This is a genomic window from Paenibacillus harenae DSM 16969, from assembly GCF_000422465.1.
In the GTDB taxonomy this organism is placed as follows: Bacteria; Bacillota; Bacilli; order Paenibacillales; family Paenibacillaceae; genus Pristimantibacillus; species Pristimantibacillus harenae.
The window spans coordinates 22185-41814 of sequence record NZ_AULV01000015.1 but is presented as its reverse complement, the minus strand read 5'-3'; the positions used below and the strand labels follow the sequence as shown (position 1 = coordinate 41814).

General features: G+C 50.8%; 18 protein-coding genes. 17 read left to right on the top strand and 1 reads right to left on the bottom strand.

Translation table 11 applies throughout. The features are described from left to right. Positions 1 to 97 precede the first annotated feature (97 nt). Positions 98 to 967 carry a LysR family transcriptional regulator gene (locus tag H581_RS0103000; protein WP_028608725.1) on the bottom strand — a complete coding sequence of 290 codons (870 nt, stop codon included), beginning with the start codon at positions 965 to 967 and terminating at the stop codon, positions 98 to 100. A 108-nt stretch (positions 968 to 1075) separates the two neighbouring features. Between H581_RS0103000 and H581_RS0102995 the strand changes: the two genes are divergently transcribed. The 17 genes from H581_RS0102995 to H581_RS0102910 all read left to right on the top strand — a co-directional run bounded on the left by H581_RS0102995 (position 1076) and on the right by H581_RS0102910 (position 19391). Continuing rightward, positions 1076 to 1408, top strand: a complete 333-nt coding sequence (locus H581_RS0102995) for an antibiotic biosynthesis monooxygenase family protein (protein WP_245599886.1) — start codon at positions 1076 to 1078, stop codon at positions 1406 to 1408. A gap of 333 nt (positions 1409 to 1741) precedes the next feature. Then, a complete protein-coding gene (locus tag H581_RS39220) occupies positions 1742 to 6010 on the top strand; it encodes a rhamnogalacturonan lyase family protein (protein WP_084134430.1) in 4269 nt (1422 codons plus the stop codon). Positions 6011 to 6459: 449 nt separating this feature from the next. Further along, positions 6460 to 7302 (top strand): metallophosphoesterase family protein, encoded by an 843-nt coding sequence (locus tag H581_RS32825; RefSeq protein ID WP_036717513.1) that lies wholly within the window; start codon positions 6460 to 6462, stop codon positions 7300 to 7302. Positions 7303 to 7305: 3 nt separating this feature from the next. After that, positions 7306 to 7935: a glycerol-3-phosphate responsive antiterminator gene (locus tag H581_RS0102975; RefSeq protein ID WP_028608723.1), complete on the top strand. Its 630-nt coding sequence runs from the start codon at positions 7306 to 7308 to the stop codon at positions 7933 to 7935. 186 nt (positions 7936 to 8121) lie between these two features. Continuing rightward, positions 8122 to 9450 carry an ABC transporter substrate-binding protein gene (locus H581_RS0102970; RefSeq protein ID WP_028608722.1) on the top strand — a complete coding sequence of 443 codons (1329 nt, stop codon included), beginning with the start codon at positions 8122 to 8124 and terminating at the stop codon, positions 9448 to 9450. Between the two features lie 26 nt (positions 9451 to 9476). After that, a complete protein-coding gene (locus H581_RS0102965) occupies positions 9477 to 10388 on the top strand; it encodes an HAD family hydrolase (RefSeq protein WP_028608721.1) in 912 nt (303 codons plus the stop codon). Next, a complete protein-coding gene (locus H581_RS0102960) occupies positions 10342 to 11415 on the top strand; it encodes an ABC transporter ATP-binding protein (RefSeq protein WP_028608720.1) in 1074 nt (357 codons plus the stop codon). The genes H581_RS0102965 and H581_RS0102960 overlap by 47 nt, the downstream gene beginning before the upstream one ends. A 1-nt stretch (position 11416) precedes the next feature. Next, on the top strand, positions 11417 to 12289 hold the full coding sequence (locus H581_RS0102955; RefSeq protein WP_028608719.1) for a carbohydrate ABC transporter permease: 873 nt from the start codon (positions 11417 to 11419) through the stop codon (positions 12287 to 12289). A 153-nt stretch (positions 12290 to 12442) separates the two neighbouring features. Beyond that, positions 12443 to 13225 carry a carbohydrate ABC transporter permease gene (locus H581_RS0102950; protein ID WP_051250428.1) on the top strand — a complete coding sequence of 261 codons (783 nt, stop codon included), beginning with the start codon at positions 12443 to 12445 and terminating at the stop codon, positions 13223 to 13225. Between the two features lie 24 nt (positions 13226 to 13249). After that, entirely contained in the window at positions 13250 to 13990 is a 741-nt protein-coding gene (locus H581_RS0102945) for a glycerophosphodiester phosphodiesterase (RefSeq protein ID WP_028608717.1), read from the top strand. Positions 13991 to 14023: 33 nt separating this feature from the next. Further along, a complete protein-coding gene (locus H581_RS0102940) occupies positions 14024 to 14833 on the top strand; it encodes a glycerophosphodiester phosphodiesterase (protein WP_051250408.1) in 810 nt (269 codons plus the stop codon). Between the two features lie 208 nt (positions 14834 to 15041). Further along, entirely contained in the window at positions 15042 to 15437 is a 396-nt protein-coding gene (locus H581_RS0102935; protein ID WP_036717511.1) for a GntR family transcriptional regulator, read from the top strand. Further along, on the top strand, positions 15434 to 16123 hold the full coding sequence (locus H581_RS0102930; RefSeq protein WP_028608714.1) for an ATP-binding cassette domain-containing protein: 690 nt from the start codon (positions 15434 to 15436) through the stop codon (positions 16121 to 16123). The genes H581_RS0102935 and H581_RS0102930 overlap by 4 nt, the downstream gene beginning before the upstream one ends. Beyond that, positions 16120 to 16962, top strand: a complete 843-nt coding sequence (locus tag H581_RS0102925; protein WP_028608713.1) for a hypothetical protein — start codon at positions 16120 to 16122, stop codon at positions 16960 to 16962. Before H581_RS0102930 ends, H581_RS0102925 begins: the two co-directional genes overlap by 4 nt. A gap of 51 nt (positions 16963 to 17013) precedes the next feature. Continuing rightward, positions 17014 to 18210 carry a hypothetical protein gene (locus H581_RS0102920; RefSeq protein ID WP_028608712.1) on the top strand — a complete coding sequence of 399 codons (1197 nt, stop codon included), beginning with the start codon at positions 17014 to 17016 and terminating at the stop codon, positions 18208 to 18210. A gap of 17 nt (positions 18211 to 18227) precedes the next feature. After that, positions 18228 to 18479 carry a hypothetical protein gene (locus tag H581_RS0102915; RefSeq protein WP_028608711.1) on the top strand — a complete coding sequence of 84 codons (252 nt, stop codon included), beginning with the start codon at positions 18228 to 18230 and terminating at the stop codon, positions 18477 to 18479. 234 nt (positions 18480 to 18713) lie between these two features. Further along, entirely contained in the window at positions 18714 to 19391 is a 678-nt protein-coding gene (locus H581_RS0102910; protein ID WP_028608710.1) for a FusB/FusC family EF-G-binding protein, read from the top strand. The last annotated feature ends 239 nt before the right edge of the window (positions 19392 to 19630 follow it).

Genomic DNA, 19630 nt, shown 5'->3' with positions numbered 1-19630 from the left:
AAAGCATTTTAGTTAAACCCGGAATGCCAAGGTCATCTCAACAGGGATGACCTTGGCATTCTGTCTATGGAATGATGGCTTAGGTGACCCGCCAACTTTATGGAGTGATCCATTTTGTTATAAATTCAATCAGCTTTTTTGCCGCTGGAGAGACATTTTTAGAAGATGTGGCCGCAATGCCGATGGAGCGATAATACCCACCTTCCAATGGACGGCAGCATGCATTGTCCGGGAGTTGCGACAAAATCATTTCAGGGAGAATACTTAACCCTAAACCGTTTTGTACCATGGCGATTATGGCATAGTCGTCTTCTAATTCATATTTGGTGTTCGGTATGAGTTTATTTTGCGTAAAAATACGCTTTACATCGGTGTCACAACCCGCAACAGGCATGATAAAGGGCTCATCGATCAATTGTTCTATCCGTATGGCGGTTTGACGGCTGAGGGGATGGTCCGCACACATAATACACATCATCCTGTCTTCATGAAGCGGCACCACATCAAACGCTCCGGCAGCAGGCAGGTTCACAAAACCAAAATCAGCGGTTCCGTTTGCAATCCATTCTTCTATTTCGTAGTAATTGCCATCAAGTAATTTTATTTCGATATGAGGAAATTGCTTCTGAAAATCTTTCATAATCCGGGGTAACCATTGAATAGATACACTTGAGAAAGTACCGATTCGTACCGTACCGATTTCTATTCCCTTTATCGCGGCGATCTCTTGATTAAGTTTTTCATTAAGCTGCAGGATTTCCCTAATGTGCGGGATCAAATGTTCCCCATTGTTGGTGAGGCGGATACCCGACCTGTTCCTTATGAGCAGACTGAGTCCGAATTCTAGTTCCAAACTGGAGATCGCGTGGCTGATTGCTGATTGTGTTAGATTCAACTTCTCTCCTGCTTTCGTTAGACTTCCAAGTTCAACTACCTTATTGAAGATCTGGTATTTAACTAGATTCATGTTTACCCTCCAATAGTGCATAAGAAATATTCATTTAATCTATTATAAACATTCATTTTTTTTATTTAAATGATAATAGTATAGTCTAATATATACAAAGACTTTTTTATGGAAGGACTTGATGGAATGGTTCATGAGTCAAACGGATCGTATTATGCAGTCATATTTTCAAGTCAACGTACGGAAGGGGATAACGGTTATAACATCATGGCTGAAAAAATGGAACTGCTTGCAGCCGAGCAACCCGGATTCTTAGGAGTGGAAGGCGTAAGGGATGCGTCAGGTGCCGGCATTACCGTCTCCTATTGGGATAGTCTGGAGGCAATAAGCAATTGGAAGCAGAATCAATTTCACAAAGTTGCCCAGGAGAAAGGTAAGCAAGTCTGGTACCGGAATTATAAAATCAAAATTTGTAAAGTTGAACGAGAGTATTCTTTTTAACACGAAGTAAAAGTCAAGAAGATTGCCTGCCATTTGGCCTAACAAATGGATAGGACAATCTTCTTTGTTTTTTGAAGCTAATCTTTCGGTACGGATATGTGCGGACAGAAACACTGATTTTTCATCATTTCAAACTGTTTTTTAATTGGTTACGCTATAGAAACTGCCTATAATGGAAATGAAAGCATTGAAAGTAAGTGGAGGAAAACCGGTAATTCAGAAAAATGATCCGGCGATTTGGAAGCGCTTTATTGCCGGAGGGAGGAAGGAGATTGAACCGGGACAAGCTTATCGGAGACGAACGCAATCATTTAAGGAGGTCATTTATTCACAATGCCAACAGTAAAGCAAAAACCATTTTATGCTCTGGTGTCCAAACTGCTTGTCTGCGTTTTGCTGGCATCGCTTGTTGCTCCTTGGGGCCCGCTGCCTGCTTATGCGGCTGACGCCGTGCTCGTTGATGACGACTTTGGCAGCTATGAATCTGGCGAGCTTACGATCGGCAGCGGCAACACATGGACGAAGGAAGGCGCAGCGCCTATGGTCAATATCGTACCGGCGACGGTCACCGAGTCCACTTATGCGGAGATTGTCAACAAATCAACGGGCTCCTCTTATTTTGGTCAGAGGTTCGCTGCGCAGAGCGGGGGCCTTATCGTGGAATTCGACGTGAACCTGCCTGCAAGCTCGGGCGGTACGCTGTGGGTCATGGACGGCAAAGTAAATGCGACAAATGCGGCGGTGCTGCGCTATCAGCTTGACGGCGGTGTGATCAAGCGCCATAACGCGGCCGCAGAGAACCAAATAAAATACGATTCAACGCATTGGTACCGATTCAAGATGGTGTTCAATGTACCGCAGAAGAAATCCGAGGTCTACATCAAGGATTTGACGACCGGAACCGAGGTGTTGTGGGCTGACGGCTTCTACAGCGGCAGGTCGAGAATCAGCAGCTTCGGGTTTTACGTGAACCCGAATGGAGGCCAGATTAACCTTGCCAATGTACGTGTCACATCACTTGACACCAACTTGAGCAGCCTTGCGCTCAGCGCAGGAAGCTATATGCCGGGCTTATCGCCGGCCTTTACTCCGTCCGTCAGCAATTATACGGTAGACGTGCCGTATTGGGCAGAGACCCTTTCGGTTGTTCCAACAGCCAGCTATGAGGAAGGAGTCAGCCTGAAAGTAGGGCAGGAGCCCGCAATTAGCGGGGAGGCTGTCCAGATAAGCTTGGGCGGGAGCGGTACGGACATTGATGTGACGGTCACTTCCAATGTCTATACGAATGTCGCAAAGACATACACGGTTTCCGTCAACCGGCTGGAGAAAGCGCCGAACGTCAACTTCGTTGCGACGGAAGGGCATGACGGCAAGGTGCTGATCGGCTGGGAGAAGACCGTCGATCCGGCTTTCATAAAGACGAATGTCTACCTCGTTCAGAACGATCAAAGTCTGATGCTTGCCGATACGGTTGAGAAAGGACATTATATGGCCGCCGTTGACGGACTGGATAACGATAAGACCTATCAATTCGTGGTAAAAGGCGTCTATCGATACGAAGGGGAAGAGCCGGTCGAATCGATTGGTGTGACGGTAAGCGAAACGCCGAAGAAGCTCCCGGCCCGTCAGATGGAATATCTGAACCGCGGCCTGGTAGCGATTAAGGAGTCCAATAGTGTCTTCGTAAGCTGGCGTTTGCTGGGAACGGACCCTGCCGATATCGCCTTCAATCTGTACCGTGACGGGAAGCGCGTGAACGCCCGGCCCATAACGGACAGCACGAATTACGTGGACAGTGAAGGGACTGCGGATTCCGCTTATACGGTGCGTGCCGTCATTGGCGGCTCCGAGAAGATGGAGACTAAGCTTGTGAGCGTATGGGATACGGAGTACCTGACGATTCCGCTTCGGAAGCCGGAAGGCGGGGTTACGTTAACGGGCGAGGAGTATTCTTACAGGGCGAATGACGCCAGTGTGGGCGATTTGGACGGGGACGGCGAATATGAAATCGTATTGAAGTGGGATCCGACCAACTCGAAGGATAACTCGCAATCCGGCTATACGGGCAACACGCTGGTGGATGCGTATAAGCTGGACGGAACCTTCCTGTGGCGGATAGATCTCGGCAGAAACATCCGCGCCGGCGCCCACTATCTGGACGTTATGGTCTACGATCTGGACGGGGACGGCAAAGCCGAGGTCACCTTCCGCACAGCGGACGGCACGGTGGACGGCCAAGGGAACGTGATCGGCGACGAGAATGCCGATTACCGCAATTCAAACGGATATATTCTGAGCGGCCCTGAATACCATACGGTCTTCGAAGGGGCGACAGGGAAGGCGCTCGCTACGGAAGATTACGAGCCGGCGCGGGGCAATGTGAACGATTGGGGGGATAACTACGGCAACCGCGTTGACCGCTTCCTGGCTGCGATCGCCTACTTGGACGGAGTTCATCCGAGCGTTGTCATGCAGCGAGGCTATTATACAAGAATGGTGCTGGTTGCCTATGACTGGCGGGACGGCAAGCTGACGAAGCGCTGGACCTTCGATTCCAATACGCCGGGCAATGAAGGCTTTGCCGGACAAGGGAATCATCAGCTCAGCGTAGCCGACGTGGACAACGACGGCAAGGACGAGATTATAACCGGTGCCGCTGCAATCGACGACGACGGCACCGCGCTCTGGAATTCCAGACTCGGTCATGGGGATGCCATGCACCTCGGCGATCTTGACCCCAATCGCTTAGGCCTTGAATTGTTTGCCGTGCAGGAGGATACATCTGTGAAGTATTCCGCAGACATGAAGGATGCCCGTTCAGGACGGGTGCTGTGGGGACAGCTTCAGACCGGCGTGGATACGGGCCGCGGCTTAACGGCCGACATCGATCCCCGTTCAGAAGGGGAGGAGGCCTGGGCGATCGACGGGGCATGGAACAGTACGACAGGAGGCCTGTTCTCCGCTGCAGGCGAGCGAATCGCGCAGAGCATCCCGTCCTCCAACTTTGCGATCTGGTGGGATGGCGATTTGAGCCGTGAGCTGTTCGATCATGAATGGCTGGGCGACCCGCTGCGGGCAGGTATTCCGAAGATCGACAAGTGGGATTATAACAACAATAAGTTGGTTAATATCGAGAGATTTACGGGCACCTATTCGAACAACGATACGAAGGGCAATCCCGTTCTGCAGGCGGACCTGCTAGGCGATTGGAGAGAAGAGCTTGTCCTGCGTACCGAAGACAGCCAAGCGCTCCGAATTTACGCTACAACCCGTTTAACGGATAAGAGGATCTATACGCTTATGCAAGATCCGATATACAGACTGGGCGTCGCTTGGCAGAACACGGGTTACAACCAGCCGCCGCATACCGGATTCTACCTGGGAACGGGGATGGATGAGCCGGCCGCTCCGAATATTTATACCGTGTCCGATTCGCCAGACGATGACGGCGGAAGCGAAGAAGGAGGGAAAGGCGGCATAACCGTGCCGGATACGGGCGATAAAAAGGTGGTAAGTTTTAAGGCATCGGAAATCCAACAACTGATCGCAGCCGCCAAAGATCATAGGCTGGTGATCGATGTAACTTCGCATACCGCTGCTGAAGTGCAGGTAAAACTCCCGGCACAAGAACTGAGAGGCGAGGCAATCAGTACAATCGGTACAGTCGAAATCCGATTCGGCTCCGTTATCTATACGGTAGATGCAAAATGGCTCCAACAGAAAATCGGGGCTCCCTCTTCCGAGATCGTCTTCTCCATGAAGCTGGCGGATCTTGCTGCGCTTTCCGATAAGGCGAAGCAAAAGCTGAATGGAAGTGCTGCATACGACCTGCAATTCTTGATTGACGGTAAGAGCGTGGAAAACTTCGGGAATGCGCTTACCGTCAAGTTGGCCTATGCGCTGAAGGCCGGAGAGAATCCGAATCAGATCGTCGTCTATCATATCAGCGAAAAGGGCGAGCTTTCGATTGTGAAGAACGGCAAGTACGATGCAGCTGCAGGGATGGCAACCTTCAAACCGGGCCATTTCAGTATTTTTGCAGCGGCTCAGTCGAAAGCCGACTTCACGGACATCGCATCCGTCGCGTGGGCCAAGGACAGTATTGAATCGCTTGCGGCCAAAGGCATTGTAAACGGCATGGGCAGCGGCAGCTTCGAGCCGAACGGCAAAGTGACGCGAGCCGAATTTGTTAAAATGCTGATGTACGCATTCGATTTATCGTCGGAAGCTGCGGAATCTTCCTTCACGGACGCGGTGGAAGGGGCTTGGTATTACAGCTCAATCGCAGCCGCCCAGGAGCTCGGAATCGTGCAGGGCAATCCGGATGGCAGCTTCGGCGCTGGCGATCAAATAACAAGAGAGGAAATGGCCGTTATCACGTACCGGACATCCCAGTATTTGAAGCTGTCGCTAGAGACCGGTACGGACGCGGAAGGTTTTGTCGACCAATCAGCGATTGCCGCGTATGCGGCCGAAGCCATCCGTTCCATGCAGGCGAACGGCGTTATCGAAGGACTCGGCGAAGGCATCTTCGGGCCGAAAGGGCTTTCGACACGCGCTCAGGCGGCGGTTGTTATCGACCGTCTACTCCATTTGAATTAGTCCAATAGGGAACCATACAAAGCACCTTTCGTCTAAATGGCGGGAGGTGTTTTTGTCAATATTCAACCGGAACGGCGACAGGTGAGTTTCCACTTTCGTAGTATACATGTGCGTAAAAACAATATGCAAAGTAAGAGTAGTGTCAAAAACTGAAATTAATTACGAAAACATCGATTTCATTGCAGTTTAGTTTCGAGAACTGAAACTATACTACTCAATCCTTAAATAGACTACCGACTTCCGTTGTTTAGGCTCGAAATTTGAAATTAATTCCTTAATTCAGGGATAAAAAATCATTTAGTTTCAAAATTTTCAACTAAGCTGGCATTCGTTAACCTTATCTCAACACCCCGCCTTTACAAAAACTACTCACCTATTTAACGATCAAACAATACTCGGCCTGTACCATAGATAGGGAAGGAAAAAAGATAGCCGGGAGGAATGCAATAATGCGTTTAGTTCTTATGGGAGATTTGCATTACCACGAAATTGATGAGTCGGTACCGGGTTTGCGGGAGGCGCATACGGCTTTTTATGAAACCTTTCTTGGACAATTTCTGGATGTAGAGGCCGATTATCATATCTCGCTCGGAGATTTGACGAATTATGGATTCCCCGTGGAGATGCAGGGGGTATATGATATTATTCTGCGCAAGGAGAGAGAGTTCATTCACGTGCTTGGCAATCATGATCTTTATGGGCAGACAAAAAAGGACGTTCTGGAGATGACCGGCCAGAAGGATTACTATGCCATCGATAGAGGTGATGTCTTAATGGCATTCCTGAATACGGCGAAGGAAATGGACTTCGAGGATTGGGGCGGATGGATCGACAACGATCAGCTGCGGTGGTTCGAAGAGACCGTGAAGGCTTCCGGGACGAAGCCGCTTCTCGTCTTCGCCCATCATCCGGTATATAACACGACCGCCAGGTCGGAGAGGGATAAGTGTTCGATTCATCCGGACATCGATATGTGGTCGATTTTAAGCCAGAAGAAAGGGCTGGGTCTCTTCTTCAACGGCCATACGCACGTGGATTCGATCGTCAGCAGGCATAATTGGACATTTGTGCAATTATCCGCCTGCCTGGACCAGCATGGCTTTCGGATCGTGGACGTTACCGAGGAGGAAATCAGGATCTCTGCCGTCGACATTACGGATGCGGACGTTGTAGACCATGCGCCCCTGCTTCATCGGCATATGAAGCATTTCCGGCATAATCCCGATGCGCGCGGCCAAGAAACGGATCGCGGGTTAATCGTCCCTTTGCTGACGACGGCGCAAGGAGGATAAGTCATGAAGAGCATCACTCCTCATGACCAGTTCTTCAAAGGCTTGGCCGCGCATCGAATGATCGCTTCCATCAAGGAGCCGAAGCATATCGAGACAGCCTTGGCGCTGCGCAACCAATTAAGCGGCGTATTTCTGTTAACCGGCCATATCGGGGTATTGAAGGGCTACGTGGACGTGTTCAAGGAGCATCAAATACCGGTCTTCCTCCATCTGGAGAAAATCGGAGGCTTGAACACCGATATCTACGGTCTCGATTATTTGGCAAAGGTCATCAAGCCTGCCGGCATCATTTCGACCAAAACCAATGTCGTAAAGACCGCCAAGAAGATGGGGCTGATTACGATTCAGCGTTTTTTCCTTGTCGATACGGAAGGGCTGGATAATATCGCGAAGAGCCTCTGCCAGACCGAGCCGGACATTATCGAGGTGATGCCGGCCCGCATTCCCGAAATGATCGGTATGGTGAAGGCTTTCACCTCGCTCCCGATTATTACCGGAGGTTTATTGTTCGACGAAAGCCAGGCGCAAGAATGCCTGCGGAACGGGGCGGCGGCGATCTCGTCATCCAAGCCCGAGCTTTGGAAGGGGTCTTATTCTTTCCAAGAGCAGAAGAAGCTCCGGAAATTTATATAATCTTAGCAAAGCGATAACATAGATTTAATAGTCGTCCCTTATGATCAATATGAAAAGTAAATAGCAATGGGTTGGAGCAATGGAGAAACCTTAATCAGCCGCGGACGCTAAAGTCTGCGGCCGGATTAAGGTTTCTTTGTTGTTACGACCTCACATTTAATCAAAGAAAAGGTGGAGAAAAGGACAATGATTAAAAAGCTAACGGCACTGACGCTTGCGGTCTTCATGGTAGTTGTATTGGCGGCTTGCGGAACAAACGGTGCGGGTGGAAATGCCGGCGCGACGAATGCTGCGGGTAATACGGGAGGCGCGAATTCAGGTTCTTCCGAGAAAATGGTCATTAAGTATTGGTACGCTTTCGGAGATAAGATCGAGAAAGCCAAGCTGCATATGGTCGATGAATTTAACAAGTCGCAGGACCGCATTGAAGTGGTAGCTGAGTTTCAAGGCAACTACAACGATCTGCATGCCAAAGTGCAAGCAGCGTTCGCAGCAGGCAACGCGCCGGCGGTAACGGATCTTGAAATCGCGTCGACCGGCGTATTTGCCCGCTCGGGCATGCTGGAGGAGCTGACAACTTACGCGGAAAGAGATGCGGAGCAGCTCCAGCTGGATGACTTTAATCCCGGCTTGATGGGGAACGCCTATGTGGACGAGAAGCTGTACGGGCTTCCTTTCATGCGCAGCACGCCGATTTTGTATAAAAACGTTACGATGCTGAAGGACGCCGGCCTTGATCCGGAAGGTCCGAAGTCGTGGGATGAGCTCGAGGAATATTCCCGCGTACTGAAGGAAAAAGGCAAGATCGGCATGACGATGCCTGCAGATATTTGGTATTACGAAGCGCTGGTTGCGCAAAGCGGCGGCCAAATGCTGAGCGAAGACGGGAAGACGGCTGCATTCAATTCGCCTGAAGGCGTGGCTCCGGTAGAATTCTGGAAGCGTATGGCTAGCGAAGGGCTTATTAAAATACCGGTAGGCGATGAAGCGGGAGCTACAGCGGATAAGGATTGGTCGAACCAAATGTCGGCGTTCAAATTCGGCTCCACCGCAGGCGTGAACGGAAGCCTGGAAATTGCAAAAGGCAACAATTTCGAATTGGTTACGGCGTTCATGCCGGCTAACAAAGATTACGGCGTGCCGACAGGCGGCTGCCAGCTCGTCATGACATCCAAAGGCAGCACGGAACAGAAGGAAGCCGCTTGGGAATTTTTGAAATGGATGACATCCAAGGAAAACACGATCTACCAGCACAAAAATACCGGTTACTTGCCGACTCGTATGTCCGCTCTCGAAACGGAAGAGCTGCAGACGCATTTCAAAGAGTTCCCTCAGTACAAGGTAGCCGTCGATCAATTGGAGTATGCAAGACCGCGTCCGATGGAGAGCGCTTATCCTGAGGTTGCGAATTTTATCAAGGAAGCGATCGAAAAGGCGATTCTCGATCCGAACACAAGCCCGCAGGATGCTTTAAACGCGGCGGCGGAGAAGGCGAATAAGCAGCTCGGCAAATAATCGAAGCGAGAGAGGGTTAACGGAATATGTCCAACATGAAGTGGTTGTCCGGGATTAAAGTCGTTATTTTCGATATGGACGGCACGCTCTATCAGGAGGATACATTCCTCGACCGTTACATCCGCTATCAGCTGGAAGGTTCGGAGCATGAGCACGAGACCGAGTCGGCGATCAGGGCGGGAAGAGCTATTCTAACCGGTGAGCATCCTTTTCAAATCGGTCATTTCTATCATAAGCGGGACGATGTGGCATTGATTCGGAAGGAGCAAAGCTTCGTTCAGGGCTATCAATGGGATGGCGCCGCAATCGGCGATCGGGCCGGCGAGTATGGGCAATTGCCGACACAGGCGGAGCATTTGATACCTATCGGCGATCCTTGGGGGATTGCTGCCATCATCGGCCGTAAATACCGGATACCTGACGAGAAGACGAAGGCCGCCTTTGAACGGGTGCGCCGGGAGATGGTGCAGGAGCCTCACCGCTTCGCTTTCAGCAGCAGCTTGTTCCAAGCGATCGGCGAGCTGACGGCTGTCGACAGACGGGTACTCATGACCAACACGTATCTGGAGTCCGGCATCGAATTTCTGAATTATATGCAGATTCGCCACCTGTTCGAAGAAGTGTACTGCGGGGCGGAGAAGCCGCTTGGTATTCGGACCTACTTCGCTTCCCTGCTGGAGCAGGGTTATGAGGCGCATGAAATTTTATCGGTTGGCGATAACCCGTGGAACGATCTGCACCCGGTCAAGCGGCTGGGCGGCAGAACCTGCTTTATTTCCCCTTACCCGAGCAGCGATGCGGAAGCATGGGATTTGCGGCTAACCGGGCTGGATGAGCTGGAGCGGCTCATGCGATCGATTCAGGAAGAAATAACAAGGAGGAGATTGCCGGATGGCGAAGATCGAGCTGAAAAATATAAGCAAGAAGTTCAAGGATGACACGGTTATTCAGAACCTGAATCTGACGATCAAGGACGGTTCGTTCACGGTTCTCGTCGGCCCGTCCGGCTGCGGGAAATCAACGACGCTGCGCATGGTGGCGGGGCTCGAGAAGCAGTCCGACGGGGAGATCTGGATCGATGACACCTGCGTGAACGATACGCCGCCGGGCATGCGGGATGTGGCCATGGTGTTCCAGAACTACGCGCTCTATCCGACGATGAGCGTGCGGGGCAATATCGAATTCGGGCTGAAGAACCGCGGCGTTGCCAGAGGCGAGCGCGATAAGCTGGTGAAGGATATTTCGGAAATCGTCGGATTAACGCCCCATTTGGACAAGAAGCCGCAGAACCTCTCCGGAGGGCAGCGCCAGCGCGTTGCCTTGGCGCGCGCGATGGTGAAGCAGCCGAAGGTATTTATTCTTGACGAGCCGCTCTCCAATCTGGACGCGAAGCTGCGCAACCAAATGCGGACGGAGCTGATTCAGCTCCATAAGCGGCTCGGCACGACCTTTGTTTATGTCACGCATGATCAAGTGGAAGCGATGTCCATGGGCGACGAGATCGTCGTCATGAACAAAGGAGTCATCCAGCAAGCCGATTCTCCGATGAAGCTCTATCACGATCCGGAGAACTTGTTTACGGCGGAGTTTATTGGGACGCCGGCTATGAATACGATGCAAATGCGGGATGCTCAGGGACTGGATATTCAGGCGAGCGTCGGCATCGGCTATGTCGGCTTCCGTCCGGAGCAAGCGCTCATTAACGCGGGCCCGGATAGCGAAGGCTATACCGTAGAAGGCGAAATTCTGACCCGCGAAAGTCTGGGAGCGGAGCAAATTTATCAGATCCAATCGCGAAGCGGCGTGTTCTTCGTCAAGACCTTCCTTGCGCCCGTCGTCACTGCCGACCACGTGAAGGTCACAATCCCTTACGAGCATCTTTATTATTTCGGCCTTAGCGGGGAGAGATTGCGCTCGGGCGTCCAGGCGAACCGGAAGCAGCTGGCAACCGTCGGGGGGATCTGACATGACCTTATGGCATAAGCTTCGTCCCTACGGGATGGTTGCACCGGCAATTATTATCTTTTCATTATTTTTTATTTACCCGATTTTCTACATGATGTATTTGAGTTTATTTGACTGGAACTTTGTCAGTCCGACCAAGACATATGTGGGGTTGCAAAATTTCGCGGATCTATTGGCAGATGAGGATTTCCGCAAGGTGCTTTCCAATACGACGATCTATACGGTGCTGACCGTAACGCTGACGACCGGCCTTGCCCTGCTGCTTGCGCTGTGGCTTAACCGGAAGAGCTTCTTCCACGGCTTCGTGCAGGGCGCCATCTTCAGTCCGCATATTATTTCGCTCGTGTCGATTTCGCTGCTGTGGAGCTGGCTGATGGACCCCGAGTACGGGCTGCTTAATTGGGTAATCGGGCTTGCAGGCTTCGAGAAGCTGCAGTGGCTGTCCCATCCGGGCACGTCGCTTGTCTCGCTTGTCATGGTTGCGGTCTGGAAGGGGCTCGGGTACAACGCGCTTGTCTTTATCGCGGGTCTGCAGAGCATCCCTGCGGACATTTATGAGGCGGCTTCGCTGGACCGTTCCAAGCCTTGGACAACGTTCTCGAAGCTGATTCTGCCGATGCTGTCGCCGACGATCTTCTTCCTCGTCATCATCAACATGATCGGCTCGTTCCAGGTGTTCGAGACGATCGCGATTATGACGCAGGGCGGACCGGTCAATTCCACCAGTACGCTCGTGTATTACATCTATGAATACGGCTTCCGCTTCTTCAAGATCGGCTATGCCTCCGCGTCCGGCGTTATCCTGCTGGTCATTGTGGGAATCTTGACGATCATCTATTTCAAGCTGTTGTCGAATCGCGTTCATTACCGTTAGAAAGTGGTGAAAATGTTGAAAGCCGTAAACCGTACGATCGGCAGCGCTTCGATCGGAACCGCAGCCGAGGGCAAGCGGGCCGATGTCCGCAGCGGCAAAGCGGTGCTTCGCAAAGCACTGCGGGCTGTGCTGCAGGTCATTAATGTTGCCGGTATGCTGGGGCTGGTGCTTGTCTTCGCTATGCCTTTTGTCTGGATGATTTCCACATCGCTGAAGACGCTGCCGGAGACGATGATATTCCCGCCGGTATGGATACCGGAAAATTTCGTCTGGCAGAATTATGCCGACGCTTGGAACACGGGGCCTTTTCTCAGCTATTTCGTGAACAGCGTGGTCATTGCAGTCGGCATTCTGATTCTTCAAATGCTGACGATTATTCCGGCTTCATTCGCCTTCGCCCGCTATAAGTTCAAAGGCTCAGGCTTTCTGTTCGGGATCGTCATGGTCACGCTGATGATTCCGGCTCAGCTTATTTTCCTGCCGGTCTACTTGGAACTGAGCGCCTTCAAACTGTTAAACACGCATCTTGGTCTCATTCTTCCGTTCGCTTCGAGCGCTTTCGGCATCTTCCTGCTTCGGCAGGCGTTCATGCAAATCTCGGATGAGCTGATTGAAGCGGCTCGCCTCGATCAGGCGGCCGAGTGGAAAATCATTGTTCAAATTATGGTGCCGATGGTTAAACCGGTGCTCGTTACCTTTGCCTTATTCAGCTTCATTGCTCATTGGAACGACTACTTCTGGCCGCTCGTCATGACGACGAATGAGACGGCGAGAACGCTGCCGCTCGGCATCGCAAAGATCAGGGATGTGGAAGGCGTCGCGACCTGGAATACGCTGATGGCCGGCAATTTGATTCTGGTGGCGCCCATTCTGGTCGTATTCTTCTTATCGCAGCGGCAAATTATTAAAGCATTCGTGTATAACGGCGTCAAATAAAGAAATGAAAGGATGGAAAGGATAATGATAACAATCGTTGCCCATCGCGGATGGTCGGGAGAAGCGCCCGAGAATACGATGGCGGCTTTCAGGCTGGCATTGTCCGAGCCGGACATTACGAACATAGAGCTGGATGTGCATCTTTCCAAGGACGGAGTGCCTGTCGTTATGCATGACCATACGCTGAACCGGACATCCAGCGGAACGGGGCCGATCAAGGCCCATACGCTGGAGGAGCTGCGCCGATTGGATGCAGGCAGCTGGTTCTCGCCGGAATTTGCAGAGGAGCGGATTCCGACGCTTGACGAAGTGCTCGAGCTGGCGAAAGGACGCTGCAAGCTGCATGTGGAGCTCAAAGCATTGGGCGGTGAATACGAAGGCATCGAGGAAGCGGTCATCGCGTGTTTCCGCCGGCACGGCATGGAGGAAGAGGTCGTTCTTATTTCCTTCAATCATGATTCGATGAAGCTGGTAAAGGTGCTTGAGCCCGCCATCCAGACGGGCTTGATTTTCATGGGCAAGCCGACTCTTCTGCTCGATCAGCTTCGCTACACGGGGGCAGCCAGCGTATCCATGCATCATGCTTTCGTCACGCCCGCATTGGTCGATGAAATGGCGATGAACGGAATCGATATGGGAGTATGGACGGTCGATGAGCCGGAGATGCTGGCCCGAATCGTACACGATTACCCGAATATGCGAATCACGACCAACTGCCCGGACCGCTTGCTGCGTATTGTCAGACAAGATGCCCTTTCCTCCTAAGCCGGCGGAATGAGGACAGGAGGAGGAAGAGCGATGGCTGGACGTAAAATCTCCTTAGTATGGCTCAAGGCCGGATTGCTGCTGCTGCTGCTATGCAGTTCAGCGTTAATCCTCTCCGCTTATATTCCTAACCCGGCGAAAGGGCCGCTGATTGTCGCGCACCGCGGTGCCTCCGGCTTAGCCCCCGAGAATACAATGGCTTCCTTCGAGCTGGCTGAGCTTCTTGGCGCCGACTACATCGAGCTTGATGTGCGGATGAGCAAGGACGGGGAGCTTGTCGTTATCCATGACGCGAAGCTTGACCGGACGACGAACGTATCGGGCTTCGTCCATCATTTTGCGCTGAAGGAGCTTCAGCGCATGGATGCGGGGAGCTTCTATGACCCCGGTTACTCGAAAGAAACGATTTCGACGCTCGGGGAAGTACTTGACCGCTTCGGCGGCAGAATCGGAATTCTGATCGAAACCAAGGAGCCGTACCTGTACCCCGGACTTGAACAAAAGCTTGCGGAGGAATTAAAGCGGCATGGACGCTTGGAAGGCTTGATGCTGCAATCCTTTGATTTCGATTCCACGCGGCGCATGCATGAACTGATGCCGGATATCCCGATTGGCGTGCTCATCCACAAGGATAAACATCCGCTTTCGGACGAAACGCTGGACGAGCTTGCTTCTTACGCTGATTATATTAACTATAATTTCGAGCTGATCGACAAGAAGCTTATAGCCAGAATCCACGCCAGGGACCGGAAGGTCATGGCTTGGACGATACGCAGCGAGAAAGATGAGAGATGGATGAAGAAGCTGGGGGTAGACGGGATTATTACGGATTATCCGGCTTAAATGGAAGGAAAGAACCGGTTCCCCTGATTGATCAGGGGAGTCGGTTTTTTGTTTTAACTCATCCCGAACGAACGGGTATCGACTTATACAGCTTCAAAGTTGCCTTTTCGCAGGAAACGTTGACACTTTATCGTATTACCTGCATAATACACCTTAGATGTATGAACTACTTAGTACACACACTTGGCTAGAAATGAGAGGTATCGCGATGAACACAAGCGGTGGGTGGAAAGAAATTTTGTTCAACAATAGAGATCCCGTCTATTTGCAGGTCGTACGGCATTTCAAAGAACGGATAGCTACGGGGCAGCTGCTGCCGGGTCAGGTCATTCCCTCCCGAAGAGAGCTGGGCGGCCTGATGAAGATTAACCCGAACACGGTACAGAAAGCGTACAAGGAAATGGAGGAGCAGCGGTTGATTATAACGGAAGGCAATTCGCCCAGCAAGGTCACGAACGATACGGAGCTGCTTAATCAAATCAGGTCGGAATTACTCGGCGAAGCCGTGCATGCGTTCGTGGCGTCCGTACGTAAAATCGACGTCCCGATCGACGAGCTGCTGCTGCTGGTCAAACGGACATACGAGGAGGCGCCGGAAGCATGATTGAAGTACAAGATATACGTAAACGTTACCGTCGCCGGGATGTGCTGAACGGTGTTTCTTTCAATGCCGATAAAGGGGAAATCACCTGCCTCATCGGCGTGAACGGCGCAGGCAAGTCGACGATTCTGAAGGCTGTCATGGGACTGACCCCGATCGCGGGAGGCTCGATCCGCATTGACGGACAAGCCCCGGGACCTAAGCTGTATGAGAGAATCGCATTCGTTCCCGACCGTTTGACGATGCCTACCGGCATGAAGCTGGCCGAGGCGCTCCGGTTTATGGAAGATTTCTATGAAAGCTGGAACAGCGAACGCGCAAGCGAGCTTATGCGCTTCTTCGGGCTATCGTATTCGGATAGGGTCGGCAGCCTGTCGAAGGGCACCGCGGCCAAATTCAACCTGCTGCTCGGACTTGGCCAAGATTCGGATTATCTCTTGATGGACGAACCGTTCTCCGGCATCGACCTGTTCAGCCGGGAAGCGATCATGGAAGTGTTCACGAGCGAACTGATCGAAGGCCGGGGCGTATTGTTCACGACGCATGAAATCGGAGAAATCGAGCATCTCATCGATAAAGCGGTTCTGCTGCAGGACGGAAAGGTAAGCCGGGCGTTTGATTGCGAAGAGATGCGCAGCGGGGAAGGCAAATCGGTGATTGACGTCATGAGAGAGGTGTACCGGGCATGAATCGTTATTTGAAGCTGGTTCACATGGAAGTGCATCGTTTCCGCTGGGTGCTTGCCGCATTGATGGCGATTACGGCGATCTGCCAGATAAGCGCCCTGATCGTGACGGTTTTAACGGAATTGTCCAGACGGGAAGAGCGGCTGTCGCAAAATATCGGAAACAGCTCTGCCCCTGTCCCTGCAAAGGATCCGCTTACGTTCGAGTGGGTGATGATGATTACGCAGCAATGGTTCAGTCTGCCGATCCTTCTCAGTATTGCCGTGCTTGGCTTATATGCTTTTATTATATGGTACCGCGACTGGATCGGCCGCAGCACGTTTATTTACCGACTGCTTATGCTTCCGGCGGCAAGAAGCAACATTTATTTTGCCAAAATAACCGCGTTTCTTCTGTTCGTCTTCGGGCTTGTTTCGTTTCAATTGGTACTGCTGCCGATCGAGCAGCTCATATTCAAGCTCGTCCTTCCTGCGGACCTCAGAGCAGACTCCCATATCGTGGAGGTTATCAGCATAAATCAGGCGCTAGCAATGCTTATACCTCGCGGGTTTGAACAATTTTTATACTCCTATGGCTTAGGAACAATCGCGATATTGACGATTTTTACCGCTGTTTTGCTGGAAAGAAGCTATCGCCGCTTGGGGATATTGTACGGCTTGCTGTATTTGGGCGCATGCGGATTGGCGGTCGTGTTCCCGATTCTTTTTCTGGGAGTTGGAACGCCGGGCTCTTCCTTTTTTCCCGAGGAAATATTCGTCATTGTGCTGGTCATGTGCGCTTTGGTAAGCTGCGTGTCGGTGTGGCTTGGTATGAGACTGCTTGCCGGAAAGATAACGGTGTAGGGTCATGTTTTCAATGCAAGCTGTATCACCAAACGTAGAAGGAGGATGTATATGTGGCGTTATGGTTTAACCATTCTAATCGCTGTGCTCGCAATTAGCGGAATTGGCGCATATTATGCAATCGGCAGACTGAACCATTTGCCCGAATATAAGCTTGAGACCGTTCAAGGGGAACCGGAAGAGGGCGCTGCTGTCAGTCTTTCCGGCTCTTATTTAGGAGATATGCGTTCGGAGCCTTTGAATGTGAATATCGAAGGAAGTATATATAGAAGTGAAGATAAAGTTTTTCGCAAAAGGATGATGGATGCGCGTTCCTGGTTCTATAACCAGCCAGACATTCAGAAGCTTCTGAAAGATCATAAATCCTTCATGCGGGGAAAAGGATACGAAACCGGCTTTTATCGGGATGAAGAACTGGTGATTTACGCCGACGTCACAACGAAAGGATTGAACTCAGATGCCCAGAAATCCGTCTTGCGGCTTTCTCTCCTGTCTGAAGATTCAGGCAAAGTAACGGATTTCGAACAGACCATCCTTGAGATGCCGGATAACGGTCAATTGTCTATACAAGATGTACAGCGTGTGGACGATGAGGCGCATCTTCTATTTCGAAAATATATCGACCGAGGCATCACGGAGGAACTGGTTGTATACGTGTTTGATATCGGCACCGGCGAACAGCTTCGTCATTCAACGCTCGCAAGCTGGAGTGATAAGAACAAATATAAGAGTGATGCGCAAACGGCGAGGGTCATCGCTTCCGATTACATTAGCGCACCGCAGGACATGATTTTTGTCATTTTGAACGGCAAGGAATATACCTATTCCTACCGGTCAGGGTTATTAACTGAGTTGACAGATCCTTTGTGGCACAAGGCTCTTGGCACGGGTATGGCGCATAGCCTGCAGCAGGATAATTTTTATTATTCTGAAGTCAGACAGGACCGTATCGTATTATCGAGGTATAATTTCATAACGAAAGAGCAAGAGACTTCCTACGTTACATTAACGGCCGAGCAGTTGGGGGTGGGCGTTATTAAATCTGCACTGATCAGATCGAACCGGGTATATCTTCTAGCAGATGATAAAGCCGGCATTCCGGGAGCCGCGGTGCTTGATCTTGCCAATGGCGAGCTGCTGTATGCCGGCCGTGCAGTCGAAGTTGGAGACGAAGGGAAAACGGGAGCGGAGTTGAGTGAGAATCTTCGTCTGCTGAATATTAATATTGTCGAAAAGCTTGCAGACTGAACGGATGGAGACAAGTGATGAAAGCGGCGATTCACTCCAGTCCGGTCGTTCAAATCTTGAGAAGGCTAGAGCCTTATGCCTATCAGGTTGCCTATTTTATTTTGCAGGACGGGACACGCGCGGAAGAGGCGGCTAAAGCGGCATTAATTGAATTAAGCCGGAGCGGCAAGCTGTCAGAGCTAACGCGGGAGGAATTGCGCAGCCGGACAAAAAAATTAACGATCAGCGCTTCGCTTGCATTAGCCGGCTCGGCTTCCAAAATCCGCTAAACCATTGAAAAGAACCAGCGTTATTTTATATACTATACCTATCCATGCATCAAAGGAGTTGGTAATGATGGCAATTCCGGATTGCCGGATTGGCAAGTCTCATGCAAAGCCTATTTTAGGGGCGATACTTTGCATGGGCGGATGAATCAACAGTAATATCGCCCACAACATCGTTTCTAATATTTGGCTTTGCGCCTTATTTCAGTATGAATACAAATAAGGAGCTGAACCGATATGTGTGAACCATTTATTAGAAACCACCAATATAATTTTATCAAGAAGCAGGCGGGTATCCTCGAGCAGGCTCTCAGAACGATTGCCGATCCGAAAGTTCTGGAATCGGTCAGATCCGGCACGGAAGCAAAAATTGTCGGACTGTTCCCGAATGCTGAAGACGCCCGGAAACAAATGCTGGAAGAGGTTTCTGCGTTAAAAACAGCGGAAGATTTCCAAAAGTATATGAGAACGCTAGAGCCGTATATGGCGGAATTTCCGCAAATTACAAAAAATCAGATTCAGAAGTTGTTCCCGAAGAACAAGAAGCTGAAAATTCCTGATTTAACGATGATCGACCATCGTTATGTCACTTATCTCGGTTGGAACGACGCAGCTACGAATAAATTGTTTATCGTTTATCCGTTAAACGGACAATTCATTGGTTTGGAAGGAAGATTCACGCCCACAAACAAGAAGAGCTTTTGCTTTTTGTGCAACAGGTATGAAGAGCTTGCCTTGTTCTCGGCGGTATCCAAAAAAAGGCCGGCTAACGCTTCGCCTGATTACTACAAAGCGGTTGGCAATTACTTGTGCATGAATAGCCATGAATGCAACAAGAACCTGACTGACACGTCCGCTTTAGAAAAATTTATCGAATCGGTTATCGGATTGACGGGCTATTCGTATCCTGTTTAAACCTTCAAAAAAAGGGGCTGTCCCAAAAGTCGTTGGCTTAGGGGCGGCCTCTTCCTTGTTTTAAAAGTTGTAAAAAAGAGTGAAACCATCCTTTGGCAACAAAAGATTTTAAAGAGGGAATCACGCAGCCATAAAGAATTAATAGGGTAAGCTAAACCAACATCGCGTCGCAGCGGCAGCCAAGTGCAGAGATAACACTTACAATCAGCTATTCTGATTAATTATTTAATAAGGAGTCT

Excerpts from the sequence above, each read along its gene's own strand:
- H581_RS0103000 (WP_028608725.1), bottom strand. The coding sequence starts at position 967 with ATGAATCTAGTTAAATACCAGATCTTCAATAAGGTAGTTGAACTTGGA.
- H581_RS0102995 (WP_245599886.1), top strand. The coding sequence starts at position 1,076 with ATGGAAGGACTTGATGGAATGGTTCATGAGTCAAACGGATCGTATTAT.
- H581_RS39220 (WP_084134430.1), top strand. The coding sequence starts at position 1,742 with ATGCCAACAGTAAAGCAAAAACCATTTTATGCTCTGGTGTCCAAACTG.
- H581_RS32825 (WP_036717513.1), top strand. The coding sequence starts at position 6,460 with ATGCGTTTAGTTCTTATGGGAGATTTGCATTACCACGAAATTGATGAG.
- H581_RS0102975 (WP_028608723.1), top strand. The coding sequence starts at position 7,306 with ATGAAGAGCATCACTCCTCATGACCAGTTCTTCAAAGGCTTGGCCGCG.
- H581_RS0102970 (WP_028608722.1), top strand. The coding sequence starts at position 8,122 with ATGATTAAAAAGCTAACGGCACTGACGCTTGCGGTCTTCATGGTAGTT.
- H581_RS0102965 (WP_028608721.1), top strand. The coding sequence starts at position 9,477 with ATGTCCAACATGAAGTGGTTGTCCGGGATTAAAGTCGTTATTTTCGAT.
- H581_RS0102960 (WP_028608720.1), top strand. The coding sequence starts at position 10,342 with ATGGCGAAGATCGAGCTGAAAAATATAAGCAAGAAGTTCAAGGATGAC.
- H581_RS0102955 (WP_028608719.1), top strand. The coding sequence starts at position 11,417 with ATGACCTTATGGCATAAGCTTCGTCCCTACGGGATGGTTGCACCGGCA.
- H581_RS0102950 (WP_051250428.1), top strand. The coding sequence starts at position 12,443 with ATGCTGGGGCTGGTGCTTGTCTTCGCTATGCCTTTTGTCTGGATGATT.
- H581_RS0102945 (WP_028608717.1), top strand. The coding sequence starts at position 13,250 with ATGATAACAATCGTTGCCCATCGCGGATGGTCGGGAGAAGCGCCCGAG.
- H581_RS0102940 (WP_051250408.1), top strand. The coding sequence starts at position 14,024 with ATGGCTGGACGTAAAATCTCCTTAGTATGGCTCAAGGCCGGATTGCTG.
- H581_RS0102935 (WP_036717511.1), top strand. The coding sequence starts at position 15,042 with ATGAACACAAGCGGTGGGTGGAAAGAAATTTTGTTCAACAATAGAGAT.
- H581_RS0102930 (WP_028608714.1), top strand. The coding sequence starts at position 15,434 with ATGATTGAAGTACAAGATATACGTAAACGTTACCGTCGCCGGGATGTG.
- H581_RS0102925 (WP_028608713.1), top strand. The coding sequence starts at position 16,120 with ATGAATCGTTATTTGAAGCTGGTTCACATGGAAGTGCATCGTTTCCGC.
- H581_RS0102920 (WP_028608712.1), top strand. The coding sequence starts at position 17,014 with ATGTGGCGTTATGGTTTAACCATTCTAATCGCTGTGCTCGCAATTAGC.
- H581_RS0102915 (WP_028608711.1), top strand. The coding sequence starts at position 18,228 with ATGAAAGCGGCGATTCACTCCAGTCCGGTCGTTCAAATCTTGAGAAGG.
- H581_RS0102910 (WP_028608710.1), top strand. The coding sequence starts at position 18,714 with ATGTGTGAACCATTTATTAGAAACCACCAATATAATTTTATCAAGAAG.